The organism is Bradyrhizobium sp. CCBAU 45384, from assembly GCF_028128665.1.
GTDB classification, from domain to species: domain Bacteria; phylum Pseudomonadota; class Alphaproteobacteria; order Rhizobiales; family Xanthobacteraceae; genus Bradyrhizobium; species Bradyrhizobium manausense.
On sequence record NZ_LBIZ01000119.1, the window covers coordinates 149,671 to 172,138 of the forward strand.

Consider the following 22,468-nt stretch of genomic DNA (forward strand, 5'->3'; position numbering starts at 1 on the left):
CCCTTTCTTCATTCTCGTACTGCAACTTATAGTTTTCCATCGTCAACTATTTTGAACGAGGACCAAAATGAGCTTCGGGACACTTGGAGCGCGTGGAGGCGGTGGATCGAGGAATGTATTGGCCGTGACAAAATATGCATTTGTTGATGGAGGCTTTATCGACGCAATGATTCGGAAGACTTCCGAATATTTCGCAATGGACCTCAGTCGCAACAAAATCGACTACCGCGCAATCGCCGGCGGACATCAAAGAACCTTTTACTACGATGCTCTGCCAGCCCAAAAGGAAAATGAATCTGATGAGGAATACGAACGACGAGTAAGACGCAAGCGAGAACAATTCGAGCTGGTCAATCGCACGCCATTTATGCACGTTCGAGAGGGTCTGACGCGGGGGCAAAATAAGACGCTACGTCAAAAAGGCGTCGACATCTTACTCGCAATTGACGTTTTCAAACATGCGACGTCAGGGCACATGTCCGAAGCCCACATCATGACCAAGGACCTGGACTTCTTTCCGCTTTTTGAAGCGTTGCGCGATACGCCGGTAGCCGTGCATTTGCACTGCTATCCAGCCGAGACATCCAGCGAACTAATGGCACTGGCTGATGTCGTAGTACCGGTCAATCCATTCAAGATATTGCAGTGGATGCACCACCAATCAAGGGATAGCTACGTCGAGTGGAACATCGCTTGGACCGACGTGAATCCTCAGAAGCTATTCATAGTCGGCAACTACGAAGGGCTAGACTTCCATATTTACCAGGACGACGATAAGCCGTTCGTCGGTCGCGCCATGGCACACAATCCTCTGAGCTTGATGCGCTCCGACCGATGGGAACATATCGTTGCTGACTTTGAGGCCCGCGTCGGTAAGCGTGTCTACTTGGATCAATTGAACCGATAACCCACAGGAACACGGTGACAGCCCGTAGGGTGGGTTAGCGCAGCGTAACCCACCTCTTTGCTTTCCGAGCGGATCAAAGTTGGTGGGTTACGCCTTCGGCTAACTCACCCTACGCGCTACAGTTCGCCGTTGGGCCTCGATCCACCCCGACCCACCTCCACCCCGACCCACCTCCGCCCGGCCATAATTTCTCCTTTGCCCGCGCGTTGTGTTGGACGACGGCGAGGCCTATCCTTGCAGCGATCGGACTGCCGCACTCCCATTGACCCGACTGGATGGAGCGCGCATCGGTGCCTGAAGCGAACGACCCCAAGCCTGACAGCGAAAAAACTGAGACCCAAAAGCCTGACGCCCCCAAGCCGAACGAGGCGCGGGCCGATGGGCTGGCGCGGGCCCTTGATCAGATCAAGAGCGCCGGGGAAGATCTTGCGCGGCTGGACCGGCTGGTTTCGGGAATGGAACACGACGGTCCGCGAGCCTCGCCGGTAAGTGCCGGTGCGAAAGCGGCCGAGACTTCCCAGTACGTGGCTCCCAAGTACGGGGCGACCGACAGCAACGTTCGCGCGCGCGGCCTGAAGGGAGATCGGCCGATGCTGCGTGCTTTGGTTGGCCTCGTGCTCGCGATCGGCATCCTCGGTGCCGCCTTCGCTTCGCAGTATCGCGATGAGGCCAAATCGATCAGCAAGTCGATCGTGGCGCGGTGGGTTCCGCCAGCCACAAGCCAGCCCCAGCAGGCAGCCGCGGTTGAAAGTCCGGCGCAGCCGCCGGCCGTGCTACTGGCTGCTGCGGATCATCCGACTTCGATCCCCGCGCCGCCAGTCGGCAAGGAAACGGAAAGCGCTTCAAGACCTGAAGCTCAAAGTCCTGACGCTTCAAAAACCGGCACCACAGCGCCTGACCAGTCGTCGTCCGATCTCGGGCAATCGCTCAAGACCATCACAGGCGAGCTTGCGAGCATCAATGGAAAGCTCGAGCAACTGAGGAGCCGCAACGAGCAGGCGCTGCGCGAGCAGGCCGACACCATTCAGCCGCTCAAGGCGGCGCAGGAGAAGGACGCGGCTGAAAATGCGCGCCTCGCTGCGCAGGTCCAGGCGCTACAAACGCAGCTGCAAACGCAAGTGACGTCTTCATCCGCATCTGCACCCACGAAACCCGCCATGCGGAGCGTGATGAACAACGAGGCGGCTGCACCTGCACGTCCGCACGTGCAAGCTGCGCCACCCCGGCGGCCGAGGCCTCCGCCGCGAGGACCCTGGATGCCCCCGCCCTATATGGACTACGGCGATCCGTATTGGTGAGCCCGCAGGGCGCGTGATTGCGCACGGCGGCGAGAACGCCGTACAGCCCGGATGTCGCTCACGCTCCACCCGGGCTTTCTGCTCCTCACCCCTCATCATTCGCCACCACATCTCGACGCGCCTGTCGTGCAGCTTGCCTCGCCGCTCTCCTCGCAACCCAGCGCGCGCGAAACTGCTTTGCGGCACGAAAGGTCCGCGGGGCCACGACCTGAAAGGCCAAAGAGGCTATTCCGGCGACCACTCCTTTGACCACGTCGAAAGCGAAATCGGGTCCAAAATACTGCCACATGACCCTGCCTCCTTCTCGCGAAGGCTCCGCCGGGCGGACGTGGGCAAATTGCAAATATGAAAAAGCCCCGTCCGTCACCGGCGGGGCCCTCGGGAAAATCTCTGTGCGCTCTGTTCAGCGCACGCGAAATCTCTCGGTACACCCGCTCATGGTGGACTCGATGAACCAGTTGCAAAGCATGGCCGTGCGATAAAAAACGCCCATGGCGATCACCCCAAAATTTCGAAATGCGATGGCGTCAGGTGCGCAATGCCAAATGCGCGCATGAGAGGCCTGTTGGCGGCAGATAAACAGACCGGACGGCCGCCGTCTGTGGCGTAATTCACATCTGCGGTGCGACTTTTTTGCGGCGCGGTTGAGCGAAGCGGCTCCCGTCGGCGCGATGCGACACTCTCTCCTATTTCGCAGCCCCAACCGCGTCCATCAGCGGCATATCGCGATGAGATTCGCAGAACCGCGCGAGCTTGTTGCCGTTTCGCTCCACGGCCTGCACGTCGACGACCGGGTTGTTCTGGCGACCCGCGTCGAAGCCGGCCAGCCAGACGTTCACGGTCCGCGTATGGGTGATGCGCTGGGTGAGATATTGATCGCAGCTGATCTTGGAAACATCGATCGTCACCTGGGCATCGGCCTGCGCGACCATCAGGACCACGGTTGGAATTGCGGCGAAGGTCGCTTTTGACAAAAACATGATCTCTCCTCTCGACTGATGCCGCGAGGTTCACGTCCTGTCCCGCCATCGTCTTGATTCAGATCAACGAGCCATCCTTCAGCGAAGCGCGTAGGGTGGCTTACCCCTGCAGATGCGCGCAGCGCTTCTGCTCGGCGTAACCCACCTCTTTATTCCCCGCAGAGACAAGATCGGTGGGTTACGCCGCGCGATCTGCGCTTCGCGCAATCGCACGGCTAACCCCACCCTACGCGCTGTCACCTTCATGCGCACGAAGTTCGCGCGTGCTATTCCGGCATCCCCGCCTCTCGAAAAGCCTTTGCGACGGCACGTTTCACCTCTACAACTCCCATCCCACCGGATTTGCAACGGAACCGGTCAGACGCGCGGAGGAGAAGCTATGTCCAAGCCGGAAAGCTTCCCGATCGAGAAGATCTTCGTTCCGACGAAGCGGAAGAAAGAGATCAAGCCCGAGGTCGTCGCAGAGATCGCGGAAAGCATGTTGGACATCGGGCAGCAGGCCCCCATCTCCGTCCGGACCGAGGGAGACCGCCTCGTCCTGGTCGAGGGATTGCATCGGCTGGAGGCCTGCAAGGCGCTCGGCGAGACCACCATCCTCGGTGTCGTGGTTCCCCCCGAGCTGGCGCAACACAGAAAGCTGTTGTCCGAACGACCCGAAGTCGAGGCAGAACGCCTCAAGATGGCGCGATTGAAGCAGCTGCGCCTCGAGCGGGAGGCTGCGGAAGCGTCGAAGCGCGTCCATGAAACGAAAGCGCCGCGCGCCCGTCCGACCAACGGCGTCCGGGATACTGCGAAAGCACCCAGCCGGACTGCGAAATCACCACCGAAAACATTGTCGGACTGGATCACGCAGCAAAAGAGCAGCGGCGGCCGCTATTGATGGCCGGCCGCCCGCTCATGTCAGCCAATTCATCCAGTGCCGTAGGGTGGGCAAAGGCGCAAAGCGCCGTGCCCACGATCTCTCTCGGTCACATCAAATTCGTGGGCACGCGGAGCCTGTCATCGGGCGCGCATTCGCGCGCCCCGGTGGCTTTGCCCACCCTACGAGACTGTTCGCGCGGCGGCCTACCACCAATACGGCCAACGCCATCCCTCATAGCGAACATAGGACGGCACAAACGGCGGACCATACGGATCGACCTTGTCGTCTTCGGGCCGATAGCGATAGCGCGGCACGACATTGTAGTCCCACGGCGTCGGCCTCAGCACGGGCGCCGTCACGATGAGCCGTTCCTGCGGAACGGCGACGACCTTCCGTGTGCGGGCTTCCGCGCCGGACGCCCCAAGCAGCACCAGCGCCGTTCCGAGCGCACATGCGACAGTCACGATCTTCATGCGTTGATCTCCTTTGCTGCGGAGAGTGCGCAAGGACGCCAGCCAAGGCAAGTCAATTCATCGCGGCTGAACGAAGTGCCGTAGGGTGGGCAAAGGCGCCCTCGCGCCGTGCCCACGATCTCCCTCGGTCACATCAAATGCGCGGGCACGCCTCCGCCTGCGCTCTGCGAGCTTCGGCGGACGCTTTGCCCACCCTATTCGCAGCTCGGCCAGACCCTCGCCTTCCCTCAAGCCGCGCGGGTTTGCGGGCTGGCATTGATCTCCTTCAGGCACGGATCGCTCTGATGGATGGCGAGAATGTTGATGCCGAGCGTCATCAGCTGGTAGCCGACGTCCACGAGCCATTGCTCGAGCTGCTTCAGATCCGTCTTGATCTTCTCGATCAGCAGGATCGGGCGATAGCTCTTGATCGTCTCGCGCGCCCCGGCGAGCGCCTCCATCTCCATGCCCTCGATGTCGATCTTGATGAAATCGACCCGCGGCAAATTGAGCTCGTCCAGCGACATCTTGCGCACCAGGACCGTGTTATTGGTGTAGTCGATCGGCTGACCGATGAATTCATTGCTGGGGCGCGGGCGCAGCTCCAGGCTGCCGAAGCTCGACGGCGTGAAATAGTTCGGGTTCGGCACCTGCATCGTGCCTGCCTCCGACGACACCGCCGCGTGCACCGCCAGCGCATTGAAGCAGTTGTTGATGGCGATGTTGCCGGCCAGCGCATAGTAGATCCGCTCCTGCGCCTCGATCGCGATCACCGAGCCCCAGCCGGTCATGGCGGATGCCCATTCGATCGTGTGCACGCCGATATTGGCGCCGCAGTCGATGGCGATGAGGCCGTCGCCATGGTGCTTGCGCCGCAACGCCAAAAGCTCCAGCGCGATCTTGACCTCGCCGGGATCGAACGCCGCCGCTTCCAGGATCTGATAGCCGACGCCGTAACCGCGGTCAGGGCCGACCATGCGATAGTCGAAGCGGTTGACGATCATGGTGCCGTGGTTGGACGAGGCCATGACAAAGGCCAGCTTTTGCCCCGCGATCGGCATTTGCAGAATCTCCTCAAGATGAGTGCGGATGCCGTTATTGCAAGGAGTGCTTATGCCAGGCTTGCCCCGATAGCAGTTGCGGGCGTAGTGCCGTAGGGTGGGCAAAGGCGCAACGCGCCGTGCCCACGAACTCTCTCGGTCACATCAAATGCGTGGGCACGCCGCGCTTTGCCCACCCTACGAAGCCCGCGCAAGACCAGGAATCACCTCATGACGGTCCTCCGCATCTCCGCCTTCTCCGACGGCATCAGGGGCGGCAATCCCGCCGGCGTCTGGATCGGCGACGCCCTGCCCGATGCCGCTGCCATGCAGGCGATCGCGGCCGAAATCGGCTTCTCCGAGACGGCCTTTGCCGCGCCCGAAGGCGAAGCCTGGCGCGTCCGATATTTCTCGCCTGTCATGGAGGTGCCGTTCTGCGGCCACGCCACCATCGCGCTCGGCGCCGCGCTCGCCCATCGCTTCGGTGACCGGACGTTCGAATTGCATCTGAATGCTTCAGTGATCTCCGTGTCGGGCCGGCGCGACGGCAACACCATCGCGGCCGCGCTGCAATCGCCGCCGACGCGCAGCGCGCCGCTCGATCCCGGCTTGCGCGATGAATTGCTCGACCTGTTCGGCTATGCCAGCCCTGATCTCGACCCAAAGCTTCCGCCGGCAAAAATTCACGGCGGCGCCGATCATGTTCTGCTGGCCCTGCGATCGCGCCAAGCGCTGGCGCGCATGGCCTATGATTTCGAGCGCGGCCGCGCGCTGATGGCGCGGGAAGGCCTCATCACCATCGCGCTGGTGAACGTGGAGACGCCGCGCCTGTTCCACGTGCGCAATGCCTTTGCCGTCGGCGGCGTGGTCGAGGATCCCGCCACGGGCGCGGCCGCCGCCGCGTTCGCCGGCTATCTGCGCGACATCGGCTGGCCGCATGGCGGCGCCATCGACATCATCCAGGGCGAAGACATGGGCGCGCGCTCGCTGATCCGCGCCGAGATCGGCCCGGCCAAAGGCAGCTCGATCCTGATATCGGGCACGGCGCGGTTCATGGAGGGCTGATAGAAAAAACTCTTCGCCATCAGGCGCGTCAATTGCGTTTCAGGCTCAAGATGTACTCGGAGAGCACGTCGGCCTGATCGGGCGCGATCACCAGGTTCGGCATGTCGTGGTGGCTGGTGCGCCAGAACACCTTGAGCGAAAGCGCGGTGGTGCCGTGGCGGTCGGCGACGGCCTGGAAGCTCGGCGCCAGGTCGAAGAACCCGGACATGTCAGGCTCGATGGCGTGGCACGTCTGGCACCAGGCCTGCGCGAGGCGATGTCCTTCGGCAACTTTGCGCGGGGAAAGGGCGTATGCGCCAGCCGCGGTGTGGACGACGCCAAGGAGAAACAGCACCGACAAAGCGATCAGGACGGCAAGACCAACGTAAATTCGAACGCTGCGCGACATCGCTCCGGCCTCGCCTTCGCTGCGGTGATTTCATCAGCGTAAGGCGGCCCGCGCGCAGGACATTTGATCTGCCTCAACTGGTGATCTGCCTCAACTGGCCGGGGCCATGCCCGCAGGAAGAGATGGGCTGCGCGCAATCCGGGCTACCGGGCGCCGCGCCGTCGCACCTGCCCATTCTGCCATCCTACGCCTGTTTTGCCCGACGGATCAACAAATATTCTGCATTACCGAAATCGGAAAAGTCGCAGTCGTTTCTACTGTGCATGGGGTTGTTTTCGCGAAAATTGACCTGCATCAAGACATCAGACCCGATTCCCCGCCAAGAGCCCGCCCATGACCTCCTCGACACACTGCCCCGCCTGCCGCTCCGAACACGCCTATCAGGATCGCGATCTCTGGATCTGCCCGGAGTGCGGCCATGAATGGAGCGCGCTTCCCGGCGCCACCGCGGATGCGCCTGTCGAGGCCGGCGTGCGCGACGCCCATGGCAATGTTCTGGCCGATGGCGACAGCGTCATCGTGATGAAGGACCTCAAGGTCAAGGGCTCGTCCTCGGTCGTCAAGGGCGGCACCAAGGTCCGCAACATCCGTCTGCAGGACGCCACCGACGGCCACAACATCGCCTGCAAGATCGACGGCATCGGCGCCATGAACCTGAAGTCGGAGTTCGTGAAGAAGGCCTGAGGCGGAGCTCGCCCGCCCCGCTGCCGTTCTCGGCCGGCGGATTTGATGCTAAGCTCCGCCCGGCTGGCGGAGGAGCGCATCATGACAATCTTTCGACGAATCCTGCTGACATCTGCGGCACAAGTGCTGCTGCTTGGCGCGGTCACTGCAGCCAGCGCCGACGGCCTCTGCGGTCCCGGCTGCCACACCAGCATGTTCGGCGCCTGCGTCGCCGATGGCTGGGAGACCGGCGCGCGGGTCCGGAATGAATGTCCTGTCACGACGCGCCCACGCCCGCCCTGCGGCGGTCCGGACTATGTCTGGAGTCCGCGCAAGCAGGCCTGCTTTCCCCGGGTGAAAGACTGGCTCTGACGCGCCTGTCGTCGACTGCGCTCAGAAGAAGCCGGGGCTGAGATCGAGCCCGTAGGTCAGGCTGAGCACGAACACGAACAGCGCGGCAGCTGCGAACATCGCGAGATGCCGGACAATGAACTCACGCGGCGAGGTGGCGGCAGCAACGACTTTCTGCGCAACGGGCATGACGGCTCCACTATGAAAAATGATTCTTGGCCGCCAATATGCGGCGCGCGCATCAAGCGCCGCGATCAGCAAAACAACTATTAAGCAGATCACACTCGTTTTGAACCGCGGTACACACGTCGCGCGCGATCAGGCATTTTTGCGCGGAGGAATTCTCAGTCAGCGCATCGAGACGCAACGCCCCGGCGCCACGGGAACCTCGGGGAACCCGAGTTGCATTTGCGCAACACCGGCTTGAAAAGCCCGATTTGGGAGATTTGCGCCATTGCGCTGCCACATCATCTCTCAAACAATTGACCCGCCGCGTACTTGGCTATGCAATCTGGTTCGTTCGCGAACCTCGGAGGCAGGGATCATGAATGATCGGCAGTCTCTTCTTGTGGCTGTTGCGTGCCCCTCGGCCGTGATGGTCGGCTGGCTGGCGCTCTCCCTTTCTGCTTATGCCCCCGCCTTGATCGAGAACAGCGGCGCCAATGCAGCCGCCGTCTCCCGCGCCAAAGATCTCACCCGTCTCGAGCTTGCCGACATCCCGCGTGCCGCAACCATCGACGATGGTATCGCGCTGACCGCCGACATCGCCGCGGCTGCCACACCACCCCTGGCGATCGTCGAACCGCCACCGCCCGAAGCATCCGCCCCCGCCGTCCAACTCGCCTCGGCCGATCCGACCGAGGTCTTGCCTGCGGCCTCGCCCGCGCCGCAGATCGCGCCCGAACCAGCCCCCGTCGCCAACGAAGCTGCGGCCGTCATCAACGAAACTGCGGCCGTCACCAACGATGCCGCGTCCGCCGCGAATGAGTCTGCACCCGCGGCCGAGCCCGCAATCAAGCTCGCCTCTGCCGATCCCGGCGACGTCGTGCCGCAGGAGACGCTGTCGCCCGCCGCCATCGCGAGCGGGCCCGTGCCCGAGAGCAAGGCCTCGCCGTCTGCCGACACGGTGGCCGTGCTCGACGAATGCTTCTCGATGGATGCCTGCATCGACCGCTATCTCTGGGCGCTTTACCAGCGCACGCCGAAGGAAGACTCGATCAAGGTCGAGGACCGCCGTGCCGTCACCATCAAGCGCAGGGGCAAGATGGTCACCGTGATGCGCAGCTTCACGAAGCTCGTCGACGAGGATTTTACCTGGAAGGATCCGAAGGCGGCCGAGCACGCCAAGATGCCGCTGATGGATTACGTCATCGGCGGCATGGACAAGAGCTTCAAGCAGAAGCTGTTCCGCATGCTACTTGCTGCGGAAGCTGCCGGTCTGTCGCCCGGCATCACCAGCGCGTTCCGTGACGATTACCGCCAGGAGATTGCGAGCGGCCTGAAGGCGGCGTCCAACCGCTCCTATCACGGCGGCAGCCTTCGCGGTGGCTACGGCCACGGCCTCGCAGCAGACATCGTCAGCACCAAGGGCAACAACCGCGCGCAGCGTTGGACCTCGACGGAAGTACTGTGGAAATGGGTCGACGCCAACGGCAAGGCGCTCGGCATCGGTCGGCCCTATCTCGACCACGATCCGCCGCATGTCGGCCCGATCGATGGCCCGGAATATATCTCCAAGCGCGGCATCGCGACCGACCGCAAGGAGGCCGCCAACACCAAATCGAAAAAGGCGCGCGTTGTGGCGAGCGCCAAGCGCTCCAAGGCGCAGGCTGCACGCGAGCAGAGGGCTTCTGCAAAATCGCAAAAATCGGCGCAATCGGCCGGGAAGCGGACGACTTGATCCGGACCTTAAGTGCCTGATGCGGGCAGCGGCACGAGACGCATCTCCGCCGATCCTGCCGCTTGCGTACGAACGAGCACGGCAAAAATAGTTTCGACCGCAAGCCGCACCGCCGCCTTGATCGCCGTGCCCTTGGCAAGACGCGCCGCGATCAGGCCGGTCAGGAGATCGCCGGTGCCATAGGGGCGGATCGGCAGGCGCGGCGTTGCAAAGCGCGACAATTGCCCGTCAGCCCACAGGATCGTCTCCACCTGCCCCGCTTGCGTGTCCGCCAGCGTGCAGCCGGTGGCGACGACGTCGATCCGGCGTTGCCCCGCCAGCGCGGCCGCTGCGGCGCGCAGGCCCTCGGTATCAGCAATCTTGACGCCGGAGAGCAGCTCGAGCTCGAACTGGTTCGGCGTGATCAGGTGCGCCGCCGGCACCAGGCGGTGCCGTACCACATCGAGGATTCCGTCGGCGACATAAACGCGATCGTCGTCGCCGATCACGGGATCGCAGAGATAGACCAGCCTGGAATTGCGCGCCAGCGCCCGCTCGACGAAATCGGCGATGACGACGGCGTTGTCGGGTGAGCCGAGATAGCCGGTGACGAGCACGGCGGCCTCATCGACGAGGCCTCGTTCCTCGACGCCCCTCAGCAGATCGGCGACCAGCTCTGCGTCGAGCACCCGTCCGCGCAAGGTCGGGTAACGCGGATGGTTCGACAGCAGCGTCGTTGGCACCGCGGCGACGTTCACGCCCTCGGCCTGCATGGCGTGAACCGCCGCGCTGTTGCCGACATGGCCGTGGACGACCTGGCTTTGAATCGAAATGACGAGCATGCAAGAGCTCCGTAAGATCAAAAGCCTGAGGTGGCAAGTGCACCCACGGATGTCAGGAATGACCTCCGCGGTGCGCCAGCTCGTTGAGGTAGGCGCAGAACATGTCGGCCAGCCCGTCGGCGTGACGGATGATCTCCGCCTCGCTGCGCGATGTCTCCGAGAAGCGCTTGCCAATTTCAGTCAGCGTCGTCTTGATCAGCTCCCCGGCGAGCTCGCGCGTTGCCTCCGGCGCGTTTGGCAGCGCGTCGCGCATGAAGGCCGCGACGATGCCCTTGCCCGCCGCGCGTGCTTCCTGCGCCTCGGGCGCATCGCGATAGAGTGGCGCGGCATCGCTGAGCGCGCCGCGGATCGCGGCCTCCTCGCATTCCGAGCGAATGAAGGCGTGCACCAGCGCGCGCAACCGCGCCGGTGGCGGCCTCGTCCCATCAGCCAAAATGCCGCGCAGAAGCTCGCTCGTGCTGCGCCATTCGTCGCTTTGCAGGCGGAACAGGATCGCCGCCTTGTTGGGAAAATATTGATAGAGCGAGCCAACGCTCACCCCGGCCCTGTCAGCCACCCGCGCGGTGGTGAAGCGCTGTGCGCCCTCCTTCGCCAGAACCTGAACCGCGGCATCGAGAATCGCCGCAACGAGCTCGTTGGAGCGCGCCTGTTGCGGCTGTTTTCGTGAGGAAACTGAACGGCTTCGACGATCGGCCATAACGCTTCCAGGGGAATGCGAATAGGAAATGCGATGCATTAGTCGTATTTCCATTCGCACGCAAGCATGCGCTCTGCCCTGAACCTGGAGATACCAAATGACCACCCCGACAATCACATCGCTGGCACCGCTGCTGGATCGTCTGTTCGACCAGGACGAAGCAGCGCGCGGCGACCTGCGAGCCGCCTTCGCCGGTGTGACTGACGCCGAACGCGTCAAGATGACGCGAAGCAAGACGGGTTACCGCGACCTCTACGCCCGCCTGAAGGACGCACCACTCGCCGTCTCGCGCGAGACGGGCAGCCTGCTGTACATGCTGGCGCGCAGCGCGCGCGCCAGCACGATCATCGAATTCGGCACCTCGTTCGGCATCTCGGCCCTGCATTTGGCTGCAGCCTTGCGCGACAATGGTGGCGGACGCCTCATCACCAGCGAATTCGAACCATCCAAGGCCACGCGGGCCCGCGATAATCTCAGCGACGGCGGGCTGATTGATCTGGTCGAAATCCGCGAAGGTGATGCGCTGAAGACGCTGAGCGTCGATCTACCCGATCAGATCGATCTCGTGCTGCTCGACGGCGCCAAGGCGCTCTATCCAGAAATCCTCGATCTGGTCGAGGATCGCTTGAGGCCGGGCGCGATCATCGTGGCGGACAATGCCGACGACAGCCCCGATTATCTGGCGCGCGTGCGCGCGCCCGGCAGCGGCTACATGTCCACACCCTTCGCAGAGGATGTCGAGCTCTCCGTGCGGATCATTTAGAACCGCATCGAACATATCGCGCATCCCGGAGCCGCCGTACGATTCGTCGCGCGGTGGCTTGGTGTCGTCGGCCGGGGAGGTCTTCAGGTTCGCCTTGTCGCAGGCTCGTCATTCACACGTGATAGCTGCTCTCGACACAAAAGCCATGTTGCGCGTGCTGAACATACCTATCGCGCGATATCTTTGCCGCGCACGCTCGAGATCGCAATGACCTCCGCTTTCACCTCCTATGCTGCGCTTGCCCTCGCTATCGTGTTCGAAGTGACGGCATCGGCCTTTTTGCAGCAGTCCGCGCAGTTCACGCGGTCGTGGCCGACACTGGCAATGGTGCTGTTCTACGTCGCCTCGTTCTACGCGCTGTCGGTCGCGATCCGGGTGATCCCCTTGAGCATTGCCTATGCGATCTGGGGTGGGGTCGGCATCATCCTGACCGCCACCGTCTCGTTCGTGCTGTTCCGCCAGATGCTGGACGCTGCAGCCTTCGTCGGCATCGCCCTGATCGTCTCAGGCGTCGTCGTCATCAACCTGTTCTCCCAGACCACGGCGCATTGATGCCGGCGAATCAAAATGGTGAAACGACCCACCGATCTGCGCGCCGTGCACGACCGCCTGATCGCACAGACCTATCGCCGCCAGTAGTCAGGCGACTATTGGCCCTGCACAGCAGGCTTGGGCGGACGCGGTTTGGATTTTGCTGACTTGGATCCGGGCTTCGCCGCAGGGCCAGGAGGCGGCGTGTCGACTGATACCAGATAGGCCGCGAGCGCCTTCGCCGTATCCGGGCCGGCCGAATAATGATCTTGAAGGAACCAGGACAGCGTCAGGGTGTAGCGCCCCTTGGCAAGCCCGCGGGGACTGCGATGGCAGGCTGCACAGCCGTCGGCGAACAGCTTTTCGGGCGATTTGCCGGCGTCGAGATTTTGCGCGGAGACAAACGGCGTCGTCAGCACCGCGGCAGCCGCGGCAAAGATTCCAAGAATCATCAGAGGCGCGATGACCTCGCGCCCCGGTCGAAATAGCAATCTCAATGTCGTCCCCAGCCCGTGCTGCGGTCAAGCCGCCAGCAATCGATCGAACTCCGGCGGAGCGTAGGCCTTGCCGTCCTGATCGGTGATGACAACGCGCCACCCTTCGCTTGCCCAAACCTTCGCCTTTGCCACGATGAGCAATCGGCTCTCGCGGGCAAAACTGTACTTCTCATTGTCGCGTTCTGCGATCATTTTATAGGCCAATGTACATCCCCTAGCGTTGCCCCGCACCCGATCTCGTCGTGGCAGCCGCCTTTGGCGGCATTTCGCCGGGAGCGTGGCAATTTGGTGCCATCCGCGGCAGCATTGTGAGCCGCCCTGCTCGAGCCGAGCGAAGGCGCCTCGTGATGTGCTGCATCGTGAATGTGATTCTGCCTGCCAGAAGCTGGTTCGAAGGCTCGCCTGCGGACGCGCAGGTGCCAAGCCGCCAGCCGGGCTCCGGCCCATCGCCGCCGCGACAGAACCGATAGCACCCGGGCTCCGCCTTAGTGGACGCGGATCACATGTGGCCGGCCGAGATCTATCAGACCCTGCACAGCCGATAGACGGTCGTCCAGGGCCGCAATGGTGAGCAGCAAATTGTTGCGACGCTCGTCGAGCATACCCATCTGCGCGCTGGAGAGTTTTGCGCTCGCCCGTTCCTTGTGGATGCCGTCGAGGGATTCGCGCAAGCCTGCAATCAAGCCGGCCAGCTGCTTGGCCTCTCTCGTCATCGACCGCTTCGCGACACTTTGGCGGCGCGACTCCGCCTGGTTTTGTCTCATCGTCATCATCCTCCCGTAGCCCCGCTGCCCCGAGTGGACGCTTACAGCTTTGAATAGAGATATTACGATCAATGAAATCTGTGCGCGAAGAACTTTCTTAAATTGTACGCGGCCGGAACCCGCGCCGCGCCAAAAAGAAAGCCCGGCACGAAGGCCGGGCTTTCGTTCGCGGATCCTAGTGTTTCTCGTGGCCGCCCGGCGCGCCGCCACCGTGTGGAGCGGGAGCGGCATTGACGTGCGGAGCAGCGCCACCACCGCCGCCGGGATGCGCCATCGCAGGCGCAGGTGCGGCCGCTCGCGGCGCCGGCATCTGCGCGTGCGCATTCATCGGCGCGCCATGGCTGACATTCGGCTGAGCGACGTGCGGCATCGTAGGCCGCGCCGCCGGTGCAGCTGCCACGCGCGGCGCTTCATGTGCACGCGCCGTTTCATGTGGACGCGACATGGGCTGCGCACGCACCGCGGCACGACTCGCCGCCTGTTCGTGCATCATGCGTGCCTGCGCGTCGCGGGGATTGCGCGCCTGCACGGCGGCGCGCTCATTGACGATACGCTGGCTTCGTTCGGTACGATTCCGGTCGATCCCAACCGCAGCTTCGCGCTTGGCGATGGTCGCATCATGCCGCGCCGTCACGGCGTCGCGCCCGGAGACCGCGACATTGCCCTTGACGTGCGCATCGCGGCCCAGCGCGATCGCAGCATCGCGCGTCGCCGCACGGCCGATGCGGGCGGCGCGCGGATCGATCGTCATCCGTGTCGCGAAGCGCTCATGCGACGTCCAGTAGCCATCCCAGTAAGCATGACGGCGATACCAAGGACGTCCTTCGTAGTAGCTCGACCAGTACGAGCTCAGCACGAAGGGAACGACCGGCACGTCGACCTCGTCGGCATAATCAGGGAGATAGACGTAATGATTGCGATAGAGATATTCGAGATATTGCGACGACACCCAGCCGCGGTCGTCGGAGAAGCTCACGTCACACCAGGCATGGCCGCGCAGGCAACCATGGATGTTGACACGGGCGCCCTCGGGGATGCGATCGACCAGCGGAAAGCCCGCACCCGGACCGGCGCGCAAGCCCGTCGAGACGGTGACGATCCCAGGCGCGGCCAATACAGCGGTCGGGGCAAGCAGCAATGCGGCAACTAAAGCGGTTTTCAGTCCCATGGCGAAGTCCTCCTCTGGGAGGCGGAACGCGCAAGCGGAATAAAGCGTTCCGCTCGCGAGCGTCGCATCAGCCAAAAGATTGAGATCCGCGCTGGGCTTGGTTCAATATTCATCCGCCATTCATCAGCGGAGCAAAACCTCAGTTCGCTTGCAGCATAAAGCCGTCGAAATACCCGGCGAGCCCGGCAAAATCATTGAGCGGCAGCACCTGCGCGACGTACTGGTCCGGCCGCACCACGATCATGCAGCCGGCCTTTCGGTCGATGCCACGCATGGCGAAAATGTCGTGGCCACTCTTGAGGTCAGGACAGAACATCTTTTCGTAGTCGAGCAGACCGTAGCGTCCTTTGCGCGGGAGGAGCAGCGCGGGCATTGCCTCGATCGCAAGCTCGCGATGGCCTTGCTGAAACACTGCGCGCAGGTCGATGACACTGTCGATGTCGGAGCCCACGGGAGTGTATCTCCGGATCGGAGATTCCCGGGACCCCGCAAGAAAATTACACAGGGCATGAATCGCCGACCCCGTCATTGCAGGGTTCTCAGCCGGAGAAAATGCATAGAGGCGGAAGCGGCCATCGGCCTGCGCCGCGTGGCCGAGATGAACGGGCTTGGCGTCCCCGAGCCGAATCACTGGAGCCGAGTGGAAGCGCTTGCCGATGACGAAGCCTTTCGCGAGATGCTGATGCGCGGCCGTGCCGGTGAGGATCGACGGCGCGTAGTGCGTCGCCGTGCCAGCCGTGTAGCGGCCATGCCTGACAAAATAATCCTGCGTCTTCGCCGCATCGGCCCCGCCGGCCTTCGCCGCCGAGGCCAAAATCCCGGCCCATTCACGATCGAAATCGATCAGCTCCTTTGCCACCGCTTGCCGCTCGGCCGAATAGGAATGCAGCAGGCTTGGTGCGCTCTGCTTCCGCAGCACCGCAGCAAGCTTCCAGCCGAGATTGAAGGCGTCCTGCATCGAGACGTTCATGCCTTGCCCGGCCTTCGGACTATGGGTGTGGCAGGCATCGCCGGCAATGAAGATGCGCGGCAGCCGCGTCGCGGTTTCTGCGTCCGGTACGTCATCGAACTTGTCGGTCAGGCGCTGGCCGATCTCGTAGACCGACCACCAGGCGATCTCCTTCACGTCGAGCGTGTGCGGCTTCAATATCCGCTGCGCCTTCGCAATGACGTCGTCAGCCGTGATGTTGCGGCTTGCGACGCGCTCGCCGACATCGAGTTTTGCCAGCTCGACATAGATGCGAACCATATAACCGCCCTCGCGCGGAATGATGAGAAGGCTGCCGTCCTTCGCCGACTGGATCAGGGTCTTGAAGCGGATATCGGGGAAATCGGTGACCGCCAGCACATCCATCACGCCCCAGGCGTGGTTGGCGGAATCGCCATGCAGCTCGCGGCCAATCGATCTGCGCACCGTGCTGCGCGCGCCGTCGCAGCCGACGACGTAGCGTGCCTTGATGGTCTCGACCTTGCCTTCGTTCGCCGCATCGCCACGTTCAAGGCGCACGGTCACCGCATGATCGGCGGGACCTGCGGCCGGATCGACCTGCAGGTCGAGCAGGCGCCTGCTGTAATAGGGTTCGAGCTTGGCCCGAGATTTGCGCATGACGTCGAGAAATCCGTCATGAACGCGCGCCTGGTTGAGGATGACGTGCGGGAATTCCGACAGCCGGTCCTCGACGTCCTGCACACGGCCGCTGCGGACGATCTTCTCGGGGCTGTGCTCGTCCGGCTTCCAGAACGTCGTCTCGTTCACCCAATAGGCTTCCTTGAGCACGCGCTCGCTGAAGCCAAAGGCGTGGAACATCTCCATGGTGCGGCAGGCGATGCCGTCGGCCTGGCCGACGGTGAGCCGGCCCGGCTTCTGTTCGACGATGCAGGTCTTGATATCGGCGAACTGCGCGAGCTGCGCTGCAAGCGTCAGGCCGGCAGGGCCACAGCCGACGATGAGGACATCGACCTCGCCTGGCACGGCGCCCTCGGCACCTCCGGCCTGCACGCGCTCGGCGGGATCGGCGATTTCAGGGTCGCCCGGCTGGAATCCATTGAGATGGAATTGCATGCACACCTCTCCCGTCGACGACTTGTTCAATATTGATCAGTATACTGACTATCAGTATACTCGTCAATCATCCGCGACCGTCCCTGCCCTCACGGAGAATTCGGTGAAAGACAACAACGACATGCCCGGCCATTTGGCGCGGCGATTTCAGCAGATCGCGGTGGCGGTATTCTTGGCCGAGGTCGGCGAAGCCGGGTTCGACCTCACGCCGGTGCAGTACGCGGCGCTTGCGACCATCAAGGCCAATCCGGGACTCGACCAGGTCACGCTCGCCGGCCTGATCGCCTATGACCGCACCACCATCACCGGCGTCGTCGATCGCCTGGTGCAGAAGGGCCTTGTCGAGCGCCGCGCCAGTCCCCGCGACCGCCGCGCCCGCGCGCTGGAGATCACCGACGAGGGCCGGCGCACGCTGCGCAAGATCACGCCGGCGGTTGAATCCGCCCAAGCGATCATGCTGCGCGGCCTCAGCGCCAGGGAAGGAGAGGAACTGATGCGGCTGCTGCGCAAGGCCATCGCCGCCGGCAATGAGCTTAGCCGCGCCCCGTTGCGTGAGGTCGATCTCAAGGCGTGACCAGTTCCCGGAATACGTAGATGCCGCAGAGCGGCGAAACCTGGAACTAACTTTCGGCTGCTACCGTCGCTGCCAATTCGGCGCTTAACGCGCGATTAACTTTGCCGTTTGGAGTTTCGGATGTCCAGGTTCGTCATTGCGACCGCAATCATCGTGCTGTCCGCCGGCCATGCGCTCGCGAACGGGCACGGCGGCGGCGAAGCCCCTCCTCCGCCGAAGACCGAGGCGACGACGGCGCCCGCGAGGGTGGTCCTGACCAAGCAGGGCCCCAAGCTCGTCGATCTCAAGGGGATGACGCTCTACACTTACGAGCGCGACACCAACGGAAAGACGTCGAACTGCAACGGCAAGTGCACCGAAAATTGGGTGCCGCTCGCCGCCACCGCCGAAGCCAAGCCCATCGGCGATTTCACCGTGATCGATCGTGCAGACGGCAGCAAGATGTGGGCGTACCGCTATCGCCCACTCTACACGTCACCGGCCGACAAGGCGCCGGGCGATGTCAACGGCAACGCCACGACGCTGCAATGGCGCATAGCGCGGCCTGACAATTAAGGCGCGAACGGCGCGCGTTCGCCAGCGTTCGGCGCGCCCGCAAGCTTGGCGTGAGCCGTGGCATCGACCGCGGCGTAATTCACCTCGGGCGTCCAATTCAACGCCGCGTAAAGCACCAGTCCGGCCAGGATCGATCCGTAGAAACCGAGCGCGGCCCAACGCCAACTGCGTACGATGCGGCGATCGTTCTCGTCAAATTGCTCAATGAAATTCTGCATGATGCCTCCAATGGCAACGAGCCATGGAGGCATAGCGCACCTGCAGCAAAACGCCTGTGAAGCAATTCACCCTTGCGGCAGTCACCTCGCCCGGCGGGCCATCAAGCTTCGGTGATGCCGACCGACGTGACAGGTCAGATCGGTTGCCTTATCCGTGCCAGCTCGGCCCCGACTCGATCTGCGCGCTCTGGCCCGGCGGCAGTACCACGACGGTCGCGTTGAGCTTCACCCGGTCGAACAGATCGATCACGTCCTCGTTGCGCATCCGGATACAGCCCGACGAGATCGCCTGCCCGATATATTCCGGCTGGTTGGTGCCGTGGATGCGATAGAGCGTGTCCTTGTTGCCGACATAGAGATAGATGCCACGTGCACCCAGCGGATTGGCGGGACCGCCGGGCACGCGCGCCGGATAGGGCCCTAATCGCGCTTGGATCTCGGGGGTCGGCACCCAGTCCGGCCATTCCGCCAGCCGGCCGACGCGCGCAACGCCCGAGAAGGCCATCGCCTCCTCGCCGACCGCGACGCCATAGCGGATCGCCTTGCCGTCGGGCAGCACGTAGTAGAGGTAGCGCGCATTGGTATCGACCAGGATGGTGCCCGGCTGCTCCTTGCGCGGATAGTCGACGATGTGACGGAGATATTGCTCGGGCACGTTTGCCTGGGCGTAAGGCGTGTGTGCGAGCAACTGACGGTCGCGCGCGGTCATGCTCGCATCCGTCGATGGCGAGAGAGTCGTCTGCATGCAGCCGCCGAGCGGCAGCAGCGCAATGGCGAACAAAACGAGGAGAGATCTTGGCACCGCCGGCCCCCCGATTAGCGGATAGCACCCCCAGCAGCCTCAGATGCTGCCCAAATCGTGCTGAAAACAAGGCAACGCGGAACAATTGGCCGTGTTCGGCATATCAGGTTCCATCACCACATCTGGCAGAAGACGGTCGCGATGTCTCCATCGCCTCGCCTTGCTTTGGTCAAACCCGGCTGGACTCGTGGGGCTCGGAGCTCGGATGGGCTCATGCAACAGATCGGCTCGCGCCAATGCGGACGACCAAGGGGTCAAAGGAGCTGCGATGCTCGCGACGTTGAACAGCCGCCAGATCGTCGATGAGATCGTCAAGGACACGGTCAAGGACACGGTCAAGGACAACGATCCGCATGATGCAGTACAGATTTCGCCCGATGTGATCAGGGCATCGCGCGTGAACAGCCAGGCGCCCACGCTGGCACCGGAGTTCACGGCTCGCCCCGAGCCGAAATTCGCGCTGGACCGGAAATTGACGATCGAGCCGAAGTTCAGCCCCGTTTCGGAGCCGCCGGCAGTGGCGCCCCAAGCAGCTGCACCTTCGGTCGACACCGCAGTCCGCGTCACCGCATCAGATGATCACATCAGGCCGAAGCGATCGGCGGCTGGCAAATGGCTGCGCGGCGCGTTCGTGACGTTTCTGTTTGCGGGCGGCAGCGCCGCCGCGACCATCGCCTGGGAGAGGCACGGCGACACTGCGACGCAGATGCTCGCCGAATGGACACCGGCCCTGATGTCGCTGCTCCCTTCGACCTCGCAGACAGCACCGGTCGCAGCCGCGCAGACAGCACCGGTCGCAGCCCCGCAGGCGACGCCATCCGCCGCGCAGGATCAGGCTACCAATCAAGCCGCTGCACCGCCAGTCGCGACGGCCGCTGCCGCACCGGCGGCAAGTGCCGCACCAGCAGCAACACCAACCGATGCCGCGTCTTCGGTGGAATCGATGACGCGCGACATCGCCGCGATGGCGCAGCAGATCGAGCAGCTGAAGGCCAACATCGCCGAGTTGAAGGCAGGTCAGGAACAGATGGTGCGCGAGATGGCGAAGCCGCCAGCGCCCAAGCCGATCACTGAGGCGAAACCACCGGTCACCTCGCCCGCGCGCGTGTCGGCGCTGCCGCCGCGCGCTCCGGCGCCGATGCCGCCTGTTCGCAAACCGAAGCCCGTGATATCGCACACCTACGCGCCGGCTTATGCGCCCGCGCCATCAGCACCACCGCCGCCTTCACAGGCTGCCGCGCTGCCGCCGCCACCGATGGCACCGCCGGTCGCGACGACGCAAGCTGTCGCCGATGACGACGGACCCGTCGTACGTCCGCCGATGCCGCTGCGCTAAAGCATGATGATGACGATTCATCCTGATCTCATCGCGCTTGAGAGCCTCAACCAATCGAACGACGCAAGCTGTCCTGTTCGATGTGATGATGTGATGATGTGATGATGTGAGTCCGTGCAACTACGGGGATGCGCGACTCAACAAAAAGAGAAAAGGCCGTCGGGATCTATGCCGCCGGCCTTCTCTTGCAGCTGCCGGTTCCCGGAGCCCGGTTCTGCTGCAATTCCATGCCTTATGATCATGTGGACATATTTAATAAAATCTTAAAGCGCTCGAACGTTGCACATCATTTCTGCGCCATACGCACAGAGATTGCGCGCTCCGTTCTCGGTTAGAGATCGACTCAGTGCTATGATCCAGCCTGTGTCGAAGACTTCCGTTGAAGCCTTCTTGGTGAAGATTTGGGTCGTCACACCGGGGAATTCGGATGCCGTACTACTCCTTCGATCTCGTTGACGGTGAAGAGTTCAAGAACCAGGGCGGAATCATCCTCGAAGATATCGAGGTCGCCTCCGATCGCGCCGTTCAACTCGCAAGCGAGCTGTCGCAGGTGAAGCCTGAGCTGCAGCGGAAAGGTTGCTCGGTGCGCGTCACCGATCGCGATCACAAAGAGGTCTATCGCACCCCGCTCGATCCCGTGCCGGCCTGGCGGCGCTAAGCGTCTGCACCGCACGCGCACGCGACAATCGCGCCCCGCCACCATTGCGGAGCGGCCCGCAGGACGCTAGCCTCCCCGGAAAACGAGGAGGACCAGGGATGCGCGCCCCTTTGCTGTTGGCAGGCCTGTTGCTCATCGCAGCTCCAGCCCGGGCAGCTGATGATCACACTCGCTCGAACTATGTGACGATGGTCTTGCAGGCCTTCGCCGCCAAGGTCGAGTGCCCTGGTACTGATGTCGTCTATCAGGATCTGGTGCAAAAGGCCCAGCAGATGCAGCTGCCCGACGGCACCACCGAGCAGGTGCGCAAGGCGATTGCCTGGATGCACACCGGCGGCAAGATGGGCGAGAAGCAGGCCGACGACATCATGGCGGAGGTCGCGGTCGCAACCCAGATGACCGACCTCGACCAGCGTCGGCTCGGCATGAGCAATTGGTGCGAAAAGCAGAAGACCAACCTCGCCGGTGTGATCCGCAGCAAGGGCGGCTAGGCCCTATTGCGCCGTTAACGACACTGGGATCGAGCTGCCGGCGCGGCAAATAATCGTCACATTCCTCGGCAGCATGCGGCGTCTTCGAGCAGGAGATCCCCATGCGAATTGCCCATGTTGTTTTCGCAAGTGCTCTCGCGATCGGCGCCGCGCTGACCGCCCCAGCCGTCGCGAAGAATGCCGACGCCCAGAAGGGCGAGGACAAACCGACTTCTTCGTCCTGCAGCGCCTATCAGCAGGCAGCGAACGGATCGTGGGAGCCGCTTCCGTGCAAGGAAACCGGCGAGCGGGCGCAGCCGCAGACCCAGCACAAGCCGGCGCCGCAGGGCGCTGAGCAAGGCGAACGCTGAGCCGCGGATCATGCGAGCCGCGTCCTCGACATAAGGATGGAACCTGAAGGAGCTGACGCTGCTCAGCTGTGCGCCGGGCCGCGCATGATCTTCATGGCATCGGCGATGTGACGCCATTCCCTGGCCTCGTCAGCCTCCCCACGCCCCTCGCAGGCTTGGGCCTGTTCGGCAGCCTTGGCGATCGCCGAGAAACCATGCTTCTCTAGCATTTGCCGGGCGATGGTATGGACCTGGACCTCGGACATCATGGGTGCTCTCCCGTCATGAGGACACCG

30 protein-coding genes are annotated in these 22,468 nt (G+C 63.1%); 15 read left to right on the forward strand and 15 right to left on the reverse strand.

What is annotated here, in order from left to right:
• Positions 1–67: 67 nt before the first annotated feature.
• Both XH80_RS37175 and XH80_RS37180 read left to right on the forward strand, forming a co-directional pair.
• The gene (locus XH80_RS37175; protein ID WP_271602910.1) at positions 68–907 is read left to right on the forward strand and encodes an NYN domain-containing protein; all 840 of its coding nucleotides are present in this window, start codon (positions 68–70) and stop codon (positions 905–907) included.
• Between the two features lie 290 nt (positions 908–1,197).
• A complete protein-coding gene (locus XH80_RS37180; protein ID WP_333968916.1) occupies positions 1,198–2,205 on the forward strand; it encodes a hypothetical protein in 1,008 nt (335 codons plus the stop codon).
• A gap of 686 nt (positions 2,206–2,891) precedes the next feature.
• Here XH80_RS37180 and XH80_RS37185 read toward each other — a convergent pair.
• On the reverse strand, positions 2,892–3,185 hold the full coding sequence (locus XH80_RS37185; protein ID WP_220003390.1) for an HdeA/HdeB family chaperone: 294 nt from the start codon (positions 3,183–3,185) through the stop codon (positions 2,892–2,894).
• A gap of 379 nt (positions 3,186–3,564) precedes the next feature.
• Between XH80_RS37185 and XH80_RS37190 the strand changes: the two genes are divergently transcribed.
• Positions 3,565–4,065: a ParB N-terminal domain-containing protein gene (locus XH80_RS37190; protein WP_271603320.1), complete on the forward strand. Its 501-nt coding sequence runs from the start codon at positions 3,565–3,567 to the stop codon at positions 4,063–4,065.
• A gap of 185 nt (positions 4,066–4,250) precedes the next feature.
• Here XH80_RS37190 and XH80_RS37195 read toward each other — a convergent pair whose 3' ends face one another.
• Both XH80_RS37195 and XH80_RS37200 read right to left on the reverse strand, forming a co-directional pair.
• Positions 4,251–4,520, reverse strand: a complete 270-nt coding sequence (locus XH80_RS37195) for a hypothetical protein (RefSeq protein WP_271602912.1) — start codon at positions 4,518–4,520, stop codon at positions 4,251–4,253.
• Between the two features lie 227 nt (positions 4,521–4,747).
• Positions 4,748–5,560, reverse strand: coding sequence for an FkbM family methyltransferase (locus XH80_RS37200; RefSeq protein WP_271602913.1), 813 nt, complete (start codon positions 5,558–5,560; stop codon positions 4,748–4,750).
• 210 nt (positions 5,561–5,770) lie between these two features.
• Between XH80_RS37200 and XH80_RS37205 the strand changes: the two genes are divergently transcribed.
• The gene (locus XH80_RS37205; RefSeq protein ID WP_271602914.1) at positions 5,771–6,604 is read left to right on the forward strand and encodes a PhzF family phenazine biosynthesis protein; all 834 of its coding nucleotides are present in this window, start codon (positions 5,771–5,773) and stop codon (positions 6,602–6,604) included.
• Between the two features lie 28 nt (positions 6,605–6,632).
• On the opposite strand, the gene XH80_RS37210 is transcribed toward XH80_RS37205, so the two are convergent.
• A complete protein-coding gene (locus tag XH80_RS37210; protein ID WP_271602915.1) occupies positions 6,633–6,992 on the reverse strand; it encodes a c-type cytochrome in 360 nt (119 codons plus the stop codon).
• 333 nt (positions 6,993–7,325) lie between these two features.
• Between XH80_RS37210 and XH80_RS37215 the strand changes: the two genes are divergently transcribed.
• Together XH80_RS37215 and XH80_RS37220 are read left to right on the forward strand one after the other, a co-directional pair.
• Entirely contained in the window at positions 7,326–7,676 is a 351-nt protein-coding gene (locus XH80_RS37215) for a zinc ribbon domain-containing protein YjdM (RefSeq protein WP_220003396.1), read from the forward strand.
• A gap of 81 nt (positions 7,677–7,757) precedes the next feature.
• Positions 7,758–8,027 (forward strand): hypothetical protein, encoded by a 270-nt coding sequence (locus tag XH80_RS37220; RefSeq protein WP_271602916.1) that lies wholly within the window; start codon positions 7,758–7,760, stop codon positions 8,025–8,027.
• A 21-nt stretch (positions 8,028–8,048) separates the two neighbouring features.
• Here XH80_RS37220 and XH80_RS37225 read toward each other — a convergent pair whose 3' ends face one another.
• Positions 8,049–8,195, reverse strand: coding sequence for a hypothetical protein (locus XH80_RS37225; RefSeq protein ID WP_271602917.1), 147 nt, complete (start codon positions 8,193–8,195; stop codon positions 8,049–8,051).
• A 355-nt stretch (positions 8,196–8,550) separates the two neighbouring features.
• Between XH80_RS37225 and XH80_RS37230 the strand changes: the two genes are divergently transcribed.
• Entirely contained in the window at positions 8,551–9,906 is a 1,356-nt protein-coding gene (locus XH80_RS37230; RefSeq protein ID WP_271602918.1) for a hypothetical protein, read from the forward strand.
• A gap of 8 nt (positions 9,907–9,914) precedes the next feature.
• Here XH80_RS37230 and pdxY read toward each other — a convergent pair whose 3' ends face one another.
• Together pdxY and XH80_RS37240 are read right to left on the reverse strand one after the other, a co-directional pair.
• Positions 9,915–10,727, reverse strand: coding sequence for a pyridoxal kinase (gene pdxY / locus XH80_RS37235; RefSeq protein WP_271602919.1), 813 nt, complete (start codon positions 10,725–10,727; stop codon positions 9,915–9,917).
• A 52-nt stretch (positions 10,728–10,779) separates the two neighbouring features.
• Entirely contained in the window at positions 10,780–11,424 is a 645-nt protein-coding gene (locus XH80_RS37240) for a TetR family transcriptional regulator (RefSeq protein WP_271602920.1), read from the reverse strand.
• A 97-nt stretch (positions 11,425–11,521) separates the two neighbouring features.
• Between XH80_RS37240 and XH80_RS37245 the strand changes: the two genes are divergently transcribed.
• Together XH80_RS37245 and XH80_RS37250 are read left to right on the forward strand one after the other, a co-directional pair.
• Positions 11,522–12,187 (forward strand): O-methyltransferase, encoded by a 666-nt coding sequence (locus XH80_RS37245; RefSeq protein WP_271602921.1) that lies wholly within the window; start codon positions 11,522–11,524, stop codon positions 12,185–12,187.
• Between the two features lie 207 nt (positions 12,188–12,394).
• Complete coding sequence (locus XH80_RS37250; RefSeq protein WP_271602922.1) at positions 12,395–12,739, forward strand: DMT family transporter; 345 nt, start codon at positions 12,395–12,397, stop codon at positions 12,737–12,739.
• Positions 12,740–12,834: 95 nt separating this feature from the next.
• Here the strand turns inward: XH80_RS37250 and XH80_RS37255 are convergent, their stop codons facing one another.
• From XH80_RS37255 to XH80_RS37275, 5 genes are all read right to left on the reverse strand, one after another.
• Entirely contained in the window at positions 12,835–13,170 is a 336-nt protein-coding gene (locus tag XH80_RS37255; protein WP_271602923.1) for a hypothetical protein, read from the reverse strand.
• 69 nt (positions 13,171–13,239) lie between these two features.
• The gene (locus XH80_RS37260) at positions 13,240–13,446 is read right to left on the reverse strand and encodes a hypothetical protein (RefSeq protein WP_057757642.1); all 207 of its coding nucleotides are present in this window, start codon (positions 13,444–13,446) and stop codon (positions 13,240–13,242) included.
• A 254-nt stretch (positions 13,447–13,700) separates the two neighbouring features.
• On the reverse strand, positions 13,701–13,928 hold the full coding sequence (locus tag XH80_RS37265) for a hypothetical protein (protein ID WP_271602924.1): 228 nt from the start codon (positions 13,926–13,928) through the stop codon (positions 13,701–13,703).
• A gap of 226 nt (positions 13,929–14,154) precedes the next feature.
• Positions 14,155–15,147: an SH3 domain-containing protein gene (locus tag XH80_RS37270; RefSeq protein ID WP_271602925.1), complete on the reverse strand. Its 993-nt coding sequence runs from the start codon at positions 15,145–15,147 to the stop codon at positions 14,155–14,157.
• Positions 15,148–15,286: 139 nt separating this feature from the next.
• On the reverse strand, positions 15,287–17,209 hold the full coding sequence (locus XH80_RS37275) for an FAD-binding monooxygenase (protein WP_271602926.1): 1,923 nt from the start codon (positions 17,207–17,209) through the stop codon (positions 15,287–15,289).
• A gap of 103 nt (positions 17,210–17,312) precedes the next feature.
• Between XH80_RS37275 and XH80_RS37280 the strand changes: the two genes are divergently transcribed.
• Together XH80_RS37280 and XH80_RS37285 are read left to right on the forward strand one after the other, a co-directional pair.
• Positions 17,313–17,783, forward strand: coding sequence for a MarR family winged helix-turn-helix transcriptional regulator (locus XH80_RS37280; protein ID WP_271602927.1), 471 nt, complete (start codon positions 17,313–17,315; stop codon positions 17,781–17,783).
• Positions 17,784–17,903: 120 nt separating this feature from the next.
• Entirely contained in the window at positions 17,904–18,338 is a 435-nt protein-coding gene (locus XH80_RS37285) for a COG4315 family predicted lipoprotein (RefSeq protein ID WP_271602928.1), read from the forward strand.
• Here XH80_RS37285 and XH80_RS37290 read toward each other — a convergent pair.
• Both XH80_RS37290 and XH80_RS37295 read right to left on the reverse strand, forming a co-directional pair.
• Entirely contained in the window at positions 18,335–18,556 is a 222-nt protein-coding gene (locus tag XH80_RS37290; RefSeq protein WP_271602929.1) for a hypothetical protein, read from the reverse strand. The genes XH80_RS37285 and XH80_RS37290 overlap by 4 nt on opposite strands.
• Positions 18,557–18,704: 148 nt before the next feature.
• Positions 18,705–19,301 (reverse strand): L,D-transpeptidase, encoded by a 597-nt coding sequence (locus tag XH80_RS37295; RefSeq protein WP_167354021.1) that lies wholly within the window; start codon positions 19,299–19,301, stop codon positions 18,705–18,707.
• A gap of 325 nt (positions 19,302–19,626) precedes the next feature.
• Here XH80_RS37295 and XH80_RS37300 point away from each other — a divergent pair, with 325 nt between their 5' ends.
• From XH80_RS37300 to XH80_RS37315, 4 genes are all read left to right on the forward strand, one after another.
• The gene (locus XH80_RS37300) at positions 19,627–20,694 is read left to right on the forward strand and encodes a hypothetical protein (protein WP_271602930.1); all 1,068 of its coding nucleotides are present in this window, start codon (positions 19,627–19,629) and stop codon (positions 20,692–20,694) included.
• A 427-nt stretch (positions 20,695–21,121) separates the two neighbouring features.
• Entirely contained in the window at positions 21,122–21,352 is a 231-nt protein-coding gene (locus XH80_RS37305; protein ID WP_057757659.1) for a DUF6894 family protein, read from the forward strand.
• 98 nt (positions 21,353–21,450) lie between these two features.
• Entirely contained in the window at positions 21,451–21,843 is a 393-nt protein-coding gene (locus tag XH80_RS37310; protein WP_271602931.1) for a hypothetical protein, read from the forward strand.
• A 101-nt stretch (positions 21,844–21,944) separates the two neighbouring features.
• Complete coding sequence (locus XH80_RS37315; protein ID WP_057757668.1) at positions 21,945–22,193, forward strand: hypothetical protein; 249 nt, start codon at positions 21,945–21,947, stop codon at positions 22,191–22,193.
• 62 nt (positions 22,194–22,255) lie between these two features.
• On the opposite strand, the gene XH80_RS37320 is transcribed toward XH80_RS37315, so the two are convergent.
• Complete coding sequence (locus XH80_RS37320; RefSeq protein ID WP_271602932.1) at positions 22,256–22,441, reverse strand: hypothetical protein; 186 nt, start codon at positions 22,439–22,441, stop codon at positions 22,256–22,258.
• Between the last annotated feature and the right edge of the window lie 27 nt (positions 22,442–22,468).